This window comes from Spirulina sp. LEGE 11439 (assembly GCF_059821285.1).
In genome coordinates this window covers 55,601-69,579 of the sequence record NZ_JCAMRX010000018.1, presented here as the reverse complement: position 1 = coordinate 69,579, position 13,979 = coordinate 55,601, and the positions used below count along the sequence as shown (strand labels likewise).

Annotated in this window: 10 protein-coding genes and 1 other RNA gene; 8 read left to right on the top strand and 3 right to left on the bottom strand. The window is 46.3% G+C overall.

The features are described from left to right. The first annotated feature begins 6 nt into the window (after positions 1-6). The 3 genes from AC6RV6_RS14100 to rnpB all read left to right on the top strand — a co-directional run bounded on the left by AC6RV6_RS14100 (position 7) and on the right by rnpB (position 3,311). Positions 7-1,392, top strand: coding sequence for an alkaline phosphatase family protein (locus AC6RV6_RS14100; protein WP_500241487.1), 1,386 nt, complete (start codon positions 7-9; stop codon positions 1,390-1,392). Between the two features lie 204 nt (positions 1,393-1,596). After that, positions 1,597-2,883, top strand: coding sequence for a glycosyltransferase family protein (locus tag AC6RV6_RS14095; protein WP_500241486.1), 1,287 nt, complete (start codon positions 1,597-1,599; stop codon positions 2,881-2,883). Between the two features lie 13 nt (positions 2,884-2,896). After that, positions 2,897-3,311, top strand: an RNA gene (gene rnpB / locus AC6RV6_RS14090) — RNase P RNA component class A. Positions 3,312-3,320: 9 nt separating this feature from the next. Here rnpB and AC6RV6_RS14085 read toward each other — a convergent pair. After that, positions 3,321-4,178: a methylated-DNA--[protein]-cysteine S-methyltransferase gene (locus tag AC6RV6_RS14085; RefSeq protein ID WP_500241485.1), complete on the bottom strand. Its 858-nt coding sequence runs from the start codon at positions 4,176-4,178 to the stop codon at positions 3,321-3,323. A 178-nt stretch (positions 4,179-4,356) separates the two neighbouring features. On the opposite strand from AC6RV6_RS14085, the gene AC6RV6_RS14080 reads away from it, so the two are divergent. From AC6RV6_RS14080 to AC6RV6_RS14065, 4 genes are all read left to right on the top strand, one after another. After that, on the top strand, positions 4,357-5,547 hold the full coding sequence (locus tag AC6RV6_RS14080) for a hypothetical protein (RefSeq protein ID WP_500241484.1): 1,191 nt from the start codon (positions 4,357-4,359) through the stop codon (positions 5,545-5,547). Positions 5,548-5,588: 41 nt separating this feature from the next. Continuing rightward, entirely contained in the window at positions 5,589-6,185 is a 597-nt protein-coding gene (locus AC6RV6_RS14075; protein WP_500241483.1) for a Uma2 family endonuclease, read from the top strand. A 137-nt stretch (positions 6,186-6,322) separates the two neighbouring features. Further along, positions 6,323-7,933, top strand: coding sequence for a B12-binding domain-containing radical SAM protein (locus AC6RV6_RS14070; protein ID WP_500241482.1), 1,611 nt, complete (start codon positions 6,323-6,325; stop codon positions 7,931-7,933). 72 nt (positions 7,934-8,005) lie between these two features. Next, positions 8,006-9,604 (top strand): B12-binding domain-containing radical SAM protein, encoded by a 1,599-nt coding sequence (locus AC6RV6_RS14065; RefSeq protein WP_500241481.1) that lies wholly within the window; start codon positions 8,006-8,008, stop codon positions 9,602-9,604. A 100-nt stretch (positions 9,605-9,704) separates the two neighbouring features. Here AC6RV6_RS14065 and cphA read toward each other — a convergent pair whose 3' ends face one another. Beyond that, a complete protein-coding gene (gene cphA, locus AC6RV6_RS14060) occupies positions 9,705-12,332 on the bottom strand; it encodes a cyanophycin synthetase (protein WP_500241480.1) in 2,628 nt (875 codons plus the stop codon). A gap of 174 nt (positions 12,333-12,506) precedes the next feature. Next, positions 12,507-13,355: a cyanophycinase gene (locus AC6RV6_RS14055; protein WP_500241522.1), complete on the bottom strand. Its 849-nt coding sequence runs from the start codon at positions 13,353-13,355 to the stop codon at positions 12,507-12,509. A gap of 174 nt (positions 13,356-13,529) precedes the next feature. Here AC6RV6_RS14055 and AC6RV6_RS14050 point away from each other — a divergent pair, with 174 nt between their 5' ends. Next, a complete protein-coding gene (locus AC6RV6_RS14050; protein WP_500241479.1) occupies positions 13,530-13,964 on the top strand; it encodes an NUDIX hydrolase in 435 nt (144 codons plus the stop codon). Positions 13,965-13,979 lie beyond the last annotated feature (15 nt).

Here is a 13,979-nt window from a genome sequence, read left to right as displayed (position 1 = left end):
GAAAAAATGCCTAAATTAGTGATTATCGGTCTTGACTGTGCGGAACCTTCTCTGATTTTTGAACAATGGCGAGAGGATTTGCCCAATCTATCGCGCTTGATGTCTAAGGGGACTTATGGTCAACTAGAAAGCTGTATTCCCGCCATTACCGTCCCAGCATGGAATTGTATGATGAGCGGACGAGATCCCGGAGAATTGGGAATTTATGGCTTTCGCAACCGAGTCGATCGCAACTATGGAAAAATGGCGATCGCGAATGGTAATTTTGTTAAAGTGCCTCGCCTTTGGGATATTTTAGGGGATGCAGGCTGGAAAGTAGCGGTATTAGGAGTACCGGGAACTTATCCGCCTAAATTGGTGAATGGGGTGCTGATTTCTTCCTTTCTCACTCCCGATACTCAAGCAGATTTTACCCATCCTTTGGGCTTAAAAGCACAGATTAATAAGCTCTTCGATCGCTATCTCTTCGATGTTCCTAATTTTCGCTCTCTCGACAAACATCGCATTCTGAAAGATATTTATAAATTAAGCAATCAAACATTTAGTTTAGCAGCTTATTTATTAAATGAATATCAACCGGATCTCTTAACTTTTGTCGAGATGGGAGTCGATCGTATCCAGCACGCGCTTTGGAAACACATGGATCCTCGACACCCTCTCCATGAGGCCAATTCTCCTCTCAAAGATGCCATCTTCGACTACTATCGCCATATTGATGATTGTATTGGTAAATTACTCTCCTATTGTGAAGAAGATACTGCTATTTTAGTCGTCTCCGATCACGGCGGACAGCCATTAATGGGAGGATTTTGTTTGAATGAATGGTTATGTCGTGAAGGCTATCTCGCATTTAAACAAAAACCAGTTTCTTCCGCAACTCTTGAGGAATGTGCGGTTGATTGGAGTCAAACCAAAGTTTGGGGAGCGGGGGGTTATTATGGGAGAATATTTATGAATGTTTTGGGACGAGAACCCGAGGGAATTATTCCTTTAGCAGAATATGAAAAAGAGCGATCGCAGTTGGCGGAGAAATTAGAAAATATTTGCGATCCCGAAGGTCAACCATTAGGAGTAAAAGCCTTTAAACCCCAAAAAATTTATCGACGAGTGCGAGGAATTGCACCGGATTTAATTGTTTATTTTCAGAATATGGCGTGGCGATCGGTAGGGACAGTTGGCGTTAATTCTCTTTATACTCTCGAAAATGATACCGGACCCGATGATGCAAATCATGCTCCCCAAGGAATGGCTATTTTTTACGATCCTCAAAATCCGGGTCAGGGGAAATATTTAGAAGGTGCGAGTATTTATGATATTTTACCTACCCTTTTAGATCGCTATCAAGTTTCTGCTCCACCGAAATTACGCGGTAAATTGTTGGCTTGGAATTAAATAAACGAATAGCATTGCGAATATTCTTTTCGAGAGCGATCGCATCTTCTTGGTAAATTTGAAAAGTTTTCTGCTTGACTGTAAAATCGGGTTTCATTTCATCTCCATAGTTGAAGACATGGGTGTTGAGGTTTCCTCAACAACGTTAGATGTCCGTACTATCGAGTTTAATGATAAATTTGGAGAGATTGAGAATTTGCACAGATGGAAAATAATTTAGAAGCGATCGATATTGTAATTTTATCCAACGGACCTGGAGAAATTACCACTTGGGTGCGTCCCGTGGTTAAAGCACTGCGCGAAGAATTGGGAAGCGATCGCGACAAAGTGAGAATCTCAGCAATTTTATCTCCTTGTCCTCATTCCACGGGTAGAGAAGCTGAAATTGTACGATCGTATGCGGAGATCGATCGCATTCAATCTTCAGAACATTTTTGGGATTTTTTATTATGGGGAAAAACCGCCGCCAATTGGAATTGGCATAAAAAAGGCGTTGTTATCTTTTTAGGCGGCGATCGCATTTTCCCCGTTATTATTGGCAAGCGTTTAAGCTATCGCATTGTCGTCTATGCCGAATGGTCAACCCAATGGGAAAGATGGGTCGATCGCTTTGCCGTCATGAAACAAGAAGTCTGCGATCGCGCTCCTGAAAAATATCGTCATAAATGCAGTGTAGTTGGGGATTTAATGGTTGATGTTTCGCCAACAGAAACAGAGAAAAAGGAAGAATTAGTGGGACTTATGCCGGGATCTAAAGCCATGAAACTCGCCCAAGGATTGCCTTTAATGTGCGGAATTGCCGAAAGTCTCCAAAAAATGCGCCCTCGAGTTCGTTTTGTCCTTCCTGTCGCCCCTACTCTCACCGTAGAAGACTTGGCCAAATTTGGCGATCGCACCACCAACCCCATTATTTCTAAAATGAATAACGTTACCGCAACGTTAATTTTCAAGCCCAACAACAAACCTTATTTAAGAACATCAGGAGGAGTAGAAATCGAACTTTGGCAGTCCTTCCCCGCCCATGAAAAACTCTCTCAATGTCAAATTTGTTTAACTACTATCGGCGCGAATACCGCACAATTAACGGCTCTAGAAATCCCTATGTTAGTATTATTACCCATGCAACAATTCGACGCAATGCGAGCATGGGATGGCATCCCGGGAATTTTAGCGAATTTACCATTATTGGGAACGCCTTTTACTTATGGGATTAATTGGCTCATGCGGTATTATGTTCTGAAAACAAATAAACAATTTGCTTGGCCGAATATTTGGGCAAAACGAGAAATTGTCCCGGAACTCTTTGGAGATTTGGATTTTGATGAGGTTGCTCAGATGGTGTTTGATGAGTTAGAAAACCCCGAAAAATTGGAAGAGATGCGAGAAAATTTGCGACAAGTGCGCGGAGAAAGTGGTGCAGCGAGTAAATTAGCTAAATTGGTCAGTAAAGAAATTTCTCAATTCATTGCTAATACGATGATAGATAATTGATAATAGAAAAAAGAGAGTCGGCGTGATGGTTGCAGGCTCGGCAACGAGCGTGAGGAAAGTCCGGGCTCCCGAAAGACCAAACTTGCTGGATAACGCCCAGTGCGAGCGATCGCGAGGAGAGTGCCACAGAAAAATACCGCCCTTTTTCAGTGAGCGGCGAACGGCGAACAGTGAACAGCGAGAAACTGATAACTGATAACTGATAACTGATAACTGAAAAGGGTAAGGGTGCAAAGGTGCGGTAAGAGCGCACCAGCAGCATCGAGAGGTGCTGGCTCGGTAAACCCCGGTTGGGAGCAAGGTCGGAGGGGCAAGGGTTGGTCTTTTTCCCGCCCCGAATTAGGCGAACCGCTTGAGGTGTTCGGTAACGGACATCCTAGATAGATAACCATCCTCGAACAGAACCCGGCTTATGTCCGGCTCTCTTTTTCCCCTCTTTATTGTTCGTTGAAATGGCTGGCTTCCCAGCCCAAAATTAAGGCTTTACGATCGCAGCCCCACCGATATCCCCCCAATGCGCCAGATTCCCGCAGGACGCGATGACAGGGAATTAAATAACTAATGGGATTACTGCCAACGGCATTCCCCACCGCCCTTGCTGCTTGGGGACGACCAATCCCTCGGGCAATGGTTTGATAGGAGACGAGATCGCCGAAAGGGATTTTTAAAAGCGCCCGCCAGACTTGAATTTGAAAATTAGTCCCCTTCACCAAGAGGCTGAGAGATTTACCCTTCAAGAAGCGATCGCCGGGGAAAATTTGTGCGATCGTGGCTTGGGTGGTCGTGCGATCGTCAATAATATTTGCATGCGGCCATTCTTCCCGTAACAGTTGCCTTGCACCGTCCTCACCGATAGACTCAATAAAATAGAAATTGCAAATTCCCCGAGAGGTTTGTGCCAATAACACTCGCCCCAAGGGAGTTGCATGCAGTCCGTAACGCAAGGTTAATCCTTGTCCGCCGGCTTTGAATTCCCCCGGTGACATCGCCTCCAAGTTTATAAATAGATCGTGCAAGCGTCCGGAACCCGATAAGCCAGAATCAAGGGCGAGATCGAACAAATTTTTCGTGGCCGTAATTTTAGTTTTGGCGTATTCAACCGTGAGATATTGTAAAAAACGCTTGGGACTGATGCCCGCCCAGCGCATAAATAAGCGTTGAAAATGAGACTCGCTCAAATTAACCTGCTGGGCTAAGATCGCGAGATTGGGGGCATCGAGATGATTTTCCCGCATAAACGCGATCGCCCGGGCAATGCGATCGTAATCTTCATCATTTTGGCAATGCGTCGCCATCAGAAAAACCCTTCAATCTATCTATATCCTTCACTTTAGCCGTACTATCGCTCTCAACCCACCCGTTTCTTGCGATCGCGATTGACCCTGATAAATATTTTTTCTCTTATCCAGAAAGCGGTATACTGAACAGCCAGAACTTTACGTTTTGTTACTTTTTTTACTTTCGAGAGAAATTATGTCTTATTGGGTTTGGTTGGCACGGATGGTCTTGTTTGGGTTAATGAGTGGCGCTTCGGTAACGTTTTTATTGCGTTTCTCCCCACCCGAGCAGAAATTGCAAGGCGATCGCTCGGAAGAAATGGTACTGGCCTTCGACACTGAAAAAGTGTTGCCTTCAGAGTACAATTCCATCCCCAACTATACTCCCACCTCAAATTTACCCGGCTTTCCAGAGCCTTCTGAGAGTCGTCTCGATCTCATCGTCGGTGATATGCGAAAGGGCGCGATCGCCACACGACACCTTCCCAACCTCCCCAAACCCGCCGCCGTCCTTCCCAATGCGTTAAAACCATCCCTATCCTCAGAAAAGACGATCGCATCCGCCGCAAAACAGTCTCCAAAATCTTCCACCGATCGCTCTTCCTCCTCCCAACCCAAAGCAAAATCTTCCACCGATCGCTCTTCCTCCTCCCAACCCAAAGCAGCCTTCGTCAAAAACGAGGCTCAACGTCCTGTTACCCCTAGACCCAAATCGTCTTTTAACTTAAATCAGAGTATTATTCGCCATTCCCCACTCTTCGAGTCTCCCGTTTCCTTGGGCATGCTGGCGATCGGCGTTGCGGAGGGAAATTATCGCATTATTGCAGAGAATGATACCTTGTATGTCGAACAAACTTCCGGTTATTTTGGACATACGGATCCGGGGAATTTATCTTGGGGAGCACGAGTCACCAATTATGGTCCCTGTAGCGATCAAGGGCGCAGTGGCGGAAATATTAAACGGGCGGAACAAATGTGTTCTCAACGTGCTTTAGATCGCTTACCGACTAATTTAATCGATCTTTATCAGGCCGGCATCGATCCCAATTATGACCTCGAAGCCGTTCTCAATACCGCCGATCTTTACAATCAGGCTAGTCCCATTCATTCCCGCCGCTTTCCTCAAGCCCTCGCGATCGCCCAACAAGGAGGCTTAAAAGGAATCGAGGCGATCGCTTGGGCGCGGACGGCTTCATTTTATTTGAATTCCCAAGACCAGTTAGACTTAGAGAGCGGACGCAATCGTGCTTCGGGACTGTTGGGAATTTGTACGCGGGAAAGACGAGGATTAACGGAATGGGACTGCGTGCATATGGATCAAATGCGACGGGTCAAAGCGATCGCGTCGGTTGTCGATAAATATTTTAAAATTTATCAACCGCAATAGTGATGAATTGTTGACGATCGCCGATTTTTCACGGATGACAAATGACTACTTTTACCATCGATCTCAATCCCATCTTAAACATGACTGACGAACAATTTTATCAGTTATGTCTTGCTAACCCCGAGATTAAATTTGAACTCAATGCCAAAGGAGAACTGATTATAATGTCGCCGACAGGAGGAGAAACAGGAAATAAAAATTTTGAATTAGGTGCAGATCTTGCCCTCTGGAATCGGAGAACGCAATTAGGGATTGGCTTTGATTCTTCTACTTGCTTTAGATTACCCAATGGGGCGGAGCGTTCTCCCGATGTATCTTGGGTCGAAAAATCTCGTTGGGATGCCCTTTCTCCCGAAGAGAAAAAGCGCTTTCCTCCCATTTGTCCCGATTTTGTTTTGGAGTTGATGTCTCCTAGCGATCGGTTGCCCGTCATACAAGAGAAAATGAAGGAATATCAAGCGAATGGAGTCCGTTTGGGATGGCTGATTAATACAAAAACCAGAAAAGTTGAGATTTATCGTCAGAATCAAGAAGTCGAATGTTTAGAATCTCCCGAAACGCTATCGGGTGAGGATGTGTTACCGGGATTTGCACTGGAATTAGCCTTCATTTGGCAAACTCTTTCAAACCATGACTAAATATTGCGATCGCTTGTAGTGTGAGTCTTAAACCTTGAGGCGATCGCAATAAATTCCAGAGAAGGCGATCGAAACTCCAGAGATCGCGCTAAGATAGCGCGTAAACTACAGTAATATTCCTTAACAAAACAAATTTTATGAGAGCCCTTCTGATTTACCCCTTATTCCCCAAGAGCTTCTGGTCCTTCGAGAAAGCCCTTGAATTAGTGGGACGCAAAGCCTTACTTCCCCCCCTCGGACTAATCACCGTCGCCGCAATTTTACCCCAAGACTGGGAATTCAAACTGGTCGATCGCAATCTTGCCAGTGTCACCGAGGCAGAATGGGAATGGGCAGAAATCGTGATTCTGTCTGGAATGATCGTCCAACAAGGGGACATGATCGACCAAATTCGCGAGGCGAAACAACGAGGTAAAAAAGTAGCGATCGGCGGACCTTACGCCACCTCTTTTTATAAAGAATTGCAGGGAGAAGTAGATTATCTCGTTTTAGATGAAGGGGAAATCACCCTACCCATGTTCGTCGAAGCCCTTGAAAAAGGAGAAGAATCCGGCATTTTCCGCGCTACAGAAAAGCCTGATGTTTCTACCACGCCGATCCCTCGCTACGATCTATTAGATTTGAGTGCTTATTCCGAGATGTCGGTACAGTTTTCGCGAGGCTGTCCCTTCCAATGCGAATTCTGCGATATTATTGTCCTCTACGGTCGCAAACCTCGCACAAAAACCCCTCAACAACTCATCGCAGAATTAGAATATCTGTACGATTTAGGTTGGCGACGAACAATCTTTCTCGTGGATGATAATTTCATCGGCAATAAACGCAACGTTAAATTATTACTGAAAGAATTGCAGCCGTGGATGGAAGAAAAAGGCTATCCCTTCACTTTTGGTACTGAAGCCTCGGTAGACTTGGCACAAGACCAAGAATTAATGGATATGATGACCGCTTGTAATTTCGGGACAGTTTTCTTGGGGATTGAAACCCCCGATGAAGACAGTTTGGCAGTGACGAAAAAGTTTCAAAATACCCGCGATCCTTTAAGCGAATCAGTTCATAAAATCATCAGTTCCGGACTTCGGGTGATGGCCGGATTTATTGTCGGTTTTGATGGCGAAAAAACCGGTGCTGGCGATCGCGTTGTCGCATTTGCCGAAAAAACGAGTATTCCCCTCGCCCTTTTTAGTATGTTACAAGCACTTCCCGATACCGCTCTCTGGCATCGTTTGGAGAAAGAAGGCCGTTTAATTGGCGGCTCGGGAGATGTCAATCAAACGACGTTAATGAATTTCGTTCCCACTCGTCCGGTAGAGGAAATTGCTCAAGAATTCATCGATGGATTTTGGCGACTCTACGACCCACAAAACTACCTCGATCGCACCTATCGTCACTATCGTATTTTAGGAGAAGCACCCTGCCATAAAAACCCCAAACCTCGCAAAAAGAAAGCGAAGAAAAAAACAGAATTAGCCACGATTAAAGCCTTACTCATTATTTTCTGGCGACAAGGAGTCTTGCGGAAAACGCGATCGACGTTCTGGTATTACCTCTGGGAAATGTTTCGTCACAACCGTCGCGGCGTACCCAGTTATTTGACCGTTTGCGCTCAAATCGAACATTTTTTGGAATATCGTCAGATTGTCAAAGAACAAATTGAAGAACAATTGGCAACCTATCAAAAAACTATGCGGAAAAACGAAGCAGAAGCAGCCAAACAAGAACAAGAAGTGAGTGCGATCGCTAGTTAATTTATCAGGATTCAACAATTTAGAGTGGGCAATGCTCCCTCTAAAAATTCACTTTATAACATAACAAAAAACATGAAAGCATTACTTGTTTATCCTCTGTTTCACAAAAGTTTTTGGTCGTTTGAAAAAACAATTAACTTAATTGGACGAAAAACTTTTATTCCCCCTTTGGGTCTCATTACTGTCGCGGCAATTTTACCCCAAGAATGGGAAATAAAACTGGTCGATCGCAATGTTCGAGACTTAACGGAAGCGGATTGGGATTGGGCAGAAGTGGTTATTTTGTCGGGTATGATCGTTCATAAATCCGATATGCTTTCCCTGATTCGGGAAGGCAAACGAAGAGGAAAACTGATGGGGGTCGGCGGTCCCTACGCGACCTCTTTATCTCACGAATGTAAAGAAGCTGGGGTCGATTACTTAATTCTCGATGAAGGAGAAATTACAATCCCCATGTTTGTTGAGGCGATCGAACGAGGGGAAAAATCGGGGACATTTCGCAGTGACGGCGTGAAACCCGATGTGACGACAACACCCATCCCTCGCTACGATCTCCTCGATTTAAACGCCTATGCCATGATGTCGGTACAGTTTTCTCGGGGCTGTCCCTTTCAGTGCGAATTCTGCGATATTATCGTCCTCTACGGTCGCAAACCTCGCACGAAAACCCCTCAACAACTGATTGCAGAATTGGAATTTCTTTACGAGTTGGGTTGGCGAGAAACAATTTTCATGGTGGATGATAACTTCATCGGTAATAAACGTAATGTTAAATTGTTACTCAAAGAATTGCAGCCGTGGATGGCAGAAAAAGGTTATCCTTTCTCCTTCAATACAGAGGCTTCGGTAGATTTGGCACAAGACCAAGAGTTAATGGATATGATGGTGGCCTGTAACTTTGGCTCCGTCTTTTTGGGGATTGAAACACCTGATGAAGAGAGTTTAAAAGTAACGAAAAAATTCCAAAATACTCGTGATACTTTGAGTGAATCTGTCGATCGCATTATTAGTTCCGGCATTCGCGTTATGGCGGGCTTTATTATTGGCTTTGATGGAGAAAAAACCGGTGCCGGCGATCGTATTGTGCGTTTTGTAGAAAAGACTAATATTCCCCTCGCTCTCTTCAGTATGTTACAAGCACTTCCCGATACCGCCCTTTGGCATCGTTTAGAGAAAGAAGGGCGCTTAATGGGAGGCTCTGGGGATATTAATCAAACCACATTAATGAACTTTGTTCCTACTCGTCCCATCGAAGATATTGCCCAAGAATATGTCGATGGATTCTGGAAATTATACGATCCTATCAAATTCCTCGATCGCACTTATCGTTGTTATCGCATCTTAGGAACTGCCAATTATCCCAAAAAGGAAAAGAAAGCCAAGAAAAAACTCGATTGGATGGCAGTCCGGGCATTATTAATTGTGATTTGGCAACAAGGATTTCTTTACAAAACCCGTTGGAAATTTTGGCCGTATTTGTTTAGCATGATTCGCAATAATCCGGGAGGTGTTGCCAGTTATTTAACTGTTTGTGCTTACATGGAACATTTCCTCGAATATCGTCAAGAGGTTAAAGCACAAATTGAAATGCAACTGGCAGAGTACAAAGCCTTGCAGCAACAACAACCGATTCAGATCGAACCGAGTCGAGAAACTGCGATCGCCAGTTAAAAACAGAAATAAATTTAGGAATTCTTGAAAACCCTAATGTACCAGTATGGTAGCGTAACTCAGTCTCCCTAGTCCGCTACCGAGATCGCACCCATCGCGTTCATTGAGCAGCCCGGACTTGACAATCTTCGAGAATGGCGATCGCACTACTGACGCTTTCAGGGGTAATGACCACCAAACCACCATCAACAACCCGATCTAAACCGACGCGAATGGCTGCGGCTTCCTCCAGAATCGTCTCATAGGCAGCATCTGCTTTTTCTTGCAAAATGCCTTTGACAATCAGATCGGCAACTTCTCCAGAGTCCCGGCCTCGCTTGTCTTTGTCTTCTTTAATAATGATGCGATCGAACATCTGTGCCGAAAGCTGACCCAACAAAATTAAATCTTCATCCCGGCGATCGCCGGGTCCGCCAATCACTCCCAAACGTTCCCCCTGCCAATTTTTCACAAATCCCCCTAGCGCTTCGTAACCGGCTGGGTTGTGAGCATAATCAATGAGGGCGTGATGCCGTCCCAAATCGATTAAGTTCATGCGTCCGGGGGTTTGTTCCATCGAGAGGGTAAACGTTCTTACTCCTTGGCGAATGCTTTCAATGTTGACCCCGCGTGCAAAAGCGGCCAAGCAAGCTGCTAACGCATTGGCAATCATAAACGGAGCCATTCCTTGCAAAGTGGCAGGGATATTTTTGGCCGCCTCAATTCGCAATTTCCAATCCCCTTCGATAATTGTCAGGTAGCCATTTTCATAAATGGCTGCCAATTTGCCGCGACGGGTATGTTCTTGAATGACGGGATTATCGGGATTCATGGAGAAATAAGCGATTTTGCTCTTGACTTTTTCTGCCATTTGTGTTACCAAGGGATCGTCGGCGTTGAGTACCGCACACCCTTCTGAGGCAGTGGTTTCCGCGACCACAGACTTCACTGAAGCCATTTGCTCCACGGTATCGATATCGCCGATGCCTAAATGATCCGCCGCCACATTGAGAATAACCGAGACATCGCAGCGATCGAAGGCCAATCCCGATCGCAAAATTCCCCCTCGTGCAGTTTCTAAAACAGCAATTTCTACGGTGGGATCTTTGAGAATGAGTTGAGCGCTTTGGGGTCCGGTGGTATCTCCGGCTTCGACTAAATATTCCCCAATATAAATCCCATCGGTGGTGGTATAACCGACGACTTGCCCGGTTTGTCGGAAAATATGAGCAGTCAGGCGGGTGGTCGTGGTTTTCCCGTTGGTCCCCGTAATCGCAACGATGGGAATGCGAGGGGATGTTCCTTCAGGATAGAGCATATCCAAAACCGCCGCCCCCACATTGCGGGGTAAGCCTTGGCTCGGGGAAGCGTGCATCCGGAAACCCGGGGCGGCATTCACTTCCACAATAACTCCATCGGTTTCTCGCAAAGGTTTGCTAATATCCGAAGTTACCACATCAATCCCCGCAATATCTAAGCCGATAGTTTTCACGACCCGCTCGGCGATCCAGATATTTTCGGGGTGAATATCGTCGGTGCGATCGATAGAAACGCCGCCAGTACTCAAATTTGCCGTTGCCCGTAAATAAACCCGCTCTCCTTGACGAGGAGTGCTATCCAAGTTATATCCCTGTCGTGCCAGCACATCGGCGGCAGTTTTATCCAGTTTTATTTTAGTGAGAACATTATCGTGACCGTCTCCTCGCCTCGGATCTCGGTTGGTTTGGTCGATCAATTCGCTGATGGTCGCGCGATCGTCTCCAACAACATGGGCAGGAATGCGTTCGGCAACGGCGACGACTTTGCCTTGAATGACGAGAATACGATGGTCGTTGCCTTGGTAATAGCGTTCGACAATGACGGATTTGGTTTTGGAGGCCTTGCTGGCCAAATCGTAAGCCTCGGCTGCTTCTTGCCAGCGTTCGATATTGATGGTGATGCCGCGTCCGTGATTGCCATCAAGGGGTTTGAGTACGATGGGATAGCCCCCCACGTCTTCGATCGCGTCTTCGAGTTCGTCAAAATAGCGAATGACGGTGCCGCGAGGCACGGGAATGCCTACATCTCGGAGAATTGTTTTTGTTCCTTCCTTATCGCAAGCCAGTTCTACGGCAAGAATGCTGGAATAGTTCGAGAGGGTGGCTTGGATGCGTTGTTGGTTGACTCCGTATCCCAATTGAATTAGGGCGCGGGTGCAGAGGTACATCCAAGGAATACCTCGCTCTTCTGCTTCCGTAATAATCGTTTCTGTACTCGGGCCGAGGGACGCATTCGTCCACAGTTCTTTAAGATCGTTGAGATCTTGCTGGAGTTCTTCTGGGGGATAGCTACCCGTGTTGACAATACTTTGACACAACCGCACGGCAGCGCGTCCGGCATAGCGTCCGGCCTGTTCGTCGAGATATTCAAACACAACGTTATACACGCCGCGTTCCGAGGTTTGTCGCGTGCGTCCGAAGCCCACCCGCATCCCTGCCAAGTCGAGAAGTTCGAGGGCGACGTGTTCGACGATATGTCCCATTAATGTCCCTTCTTGCATTCGTTCGAGGAAGCCGCCACGATGGCCGGGGGAGCAGTAATGTTCGATTAATGTCGGTAAAAGCGATGTCAATCCTTCATAAAAACCCGAGATTTCGTTGGAGTACCGTTCGTCTAAGTCCTCCAAGTCCAAGCGCATAACGATTAACTTGTGGTAACGAATGCTCCAGTAGTTGGGGCCGCGCAGGGTTAGGGTTTTAAGAATTTTCATAAGCCTTCGGTAGGGATTTTAGGAAAGATGCAACATTTCGACGGTGTAGGCGGTGAGGGCAGCCGAACTGCTCGGCGATCGCCAAACCTCAGTTTCTCTCGTTAAAAACATAGAAAACTGTTCTTAGCGAACAGTTTTTGATTTGGGAATGGGTAATAGCCAGTTGAGCGCTTTTTATTCTCCCGTTAAAGGACGACGTTGATAGATATTGTAGCGATCGCCGTGACAGAGAACGTGAATTCTCAGGCTATGCAAGCTCAAGGGATCCCCCACGTCCACATGGAGTTGATTGGTGTGTGAGAGATATTGCGCGTCGATAATATTGACGGTTCCTTTGCCCAAAACGCGAATCCAACCATCTTGCTCGAACATGGCACAGGTGTCTTCATCAATCCCAATTCCGAGGCGATCGGGATGAATGGCGATCGCGCTTAACAATCTTGCCATGCGGTTGCGGTTGTGGAAGTGCTGATCCACAATGGTTTCGGGAATGATCCCCAATCCCATGGCCATATCAATGAGAGAGCGATTTGGGGATTCGCCACTGCCGCCACCACCAATCATGTGATGTCCCATGACGGCGGCTCCCGCACTGGTTCCAGCGAGGGTAATTTCGTGTTTCTGCACGCGATCGCGGATCGATTCCATCACCGGAGTTTCCGCTAATAAGGCACAGAGGCGCAATTGATCGCCCCCTGTTAAGAAAATTCCCGTACAATTCTGCACGAACTCAATGTAGTTGGTATCGCTGCCTTGGGCGCGATCGCGGATATCCAGCAACTCGATGCGCTTGGCTCCCATTTCGTCAAAAATGCGGCGATAACGGTCTCCCACGAGTACGGGTTCTCGAGATGCTGAGGGAACAATGCCGATAATCGCATCGCTTCCTCCCGCACGATTAAAGAAGGTGTGCAGAATTTCTCGACCATGCACTTTATCTTCTGCACCACCAATCACTAAGATGGCGGTTTTCGTCGGTTTGGGCATCGGGGTTTCCGGACTTCGAGACTCTACTTGCAGCATAGACAAAACAATCGGGATTTTAAGCCTAATATACAATTAAACCTTATTTCGTCACGATTCCAAGTCCCAATTCTAAAATTGCGACTGTTTATGCAAATTTTGCAAGTTACCGAGTTCGCAATTGGTGTCTGGAACGGTTTTAATTAAGTTGGAGTTTATCATTCTCTCAGCCTTATGACGATTGAAGTTGCGATCGCCGTTCTCTATCAAGATGAATCTTTTCTCATGCAGTTGCGAGACGATATTCCCAACATTGCAGCACCGGGGTGTTGGGGTTTTTTTGGCGGTCATCTCGAACCGGGAGAAACGTCAGAGGAGGCACTCCTACGAGAATTAGTCGAAGAAATTGGCTATGAGTTTACCGGAGTTCCCGTAAAGTTTGGTTGCTATCCCAGCGATCGCGTGATGCGTCACGTTTTTGCCCTGCCTTTATTAGTTCCTTTCCTGCAATTAGAACTCAAGGAGGGTTGGGATTTTGCCTTGGTGACTCCCGATGAAATTCACCAAGGAGAACGCTTTTCTGAAATTGCCAAGCAAACTCGCTCTCTCAGTTCCGTTCATCGACAAATTTTACTCGATTATCTGCAGCAGCAAGCACCGATAAGATGAAACGCGATCGCATTA

Coding starts and splice junctions, on each gene's coding strand:
- AC6RV6_RS14100 (WP_500241487.1), top strand. CDS start 7: ATGCCTAAATTAGTGATTATCGGTCTTGACTGTGCGGAACCTTCTCTG.
- AC6RV6_RS14095 (WP_500241486.1), top strand. CDS start 1,597: ATGGAAAATAATTTAGAAGCGATCGATATTGTAATTTTATCCAACGGA.
- AC6RV6_RS14085 (WP_500241485.1), bottom strand. CDS start 4,178: ATGGCGACGCATTGCCAAAATGATGAAGATTACGATCGCATTGCCCGG.
- AC6RV6_RS14080 (WP_500241484.1), top strand. CDS start 4,357: ATGTCTTATTGGGTTTGGTTGGCACGGATGGTCTTGTTTGGGTTAATG.
- AC6RV6_RS14075 (WP_500241483.1), top strand. CDS start 5,589: ATGACTACTTTTACCATCGATCTCAATCCCATCTTAAACATGACTGAC.
- AC6RV6_RS14070 (WP_500241482.1), top strand. CDS start 6,323: ATGAGAGCCCTTCTGATTTACCCCTTATTCCCCAAGAGCTTCTGGTCC.
- AC6RV6_RS14065 (WP_500241481.1), top strand. CDS start 8,006: ATGAAAGCATTACTTGTTTATCCTCTGTTTCACAAAAGTTTTTGGTCG.
- cphA (WP_500241480.1), bottom strand. CDS start 12,332: ATGAAAATTCTTAAAACCCTAACCCTGCGCGGCCCCAACTACTGGAGC.
- AC6RV6_RS14055 (WP_500241522.1), bottom strand. CDS start 13,355: ATGCTGCAAGTAGAGTCTCGAAGTCCGGAAACCCCGATGCCCAAACCG.
- AC6RV6_RS14050 (WP_500241479.1), top strand. CDS start 13,530: ATGACGATTGAAGTTGCGATCGCCGTTCTCTATCAAGATGAATCTTTT.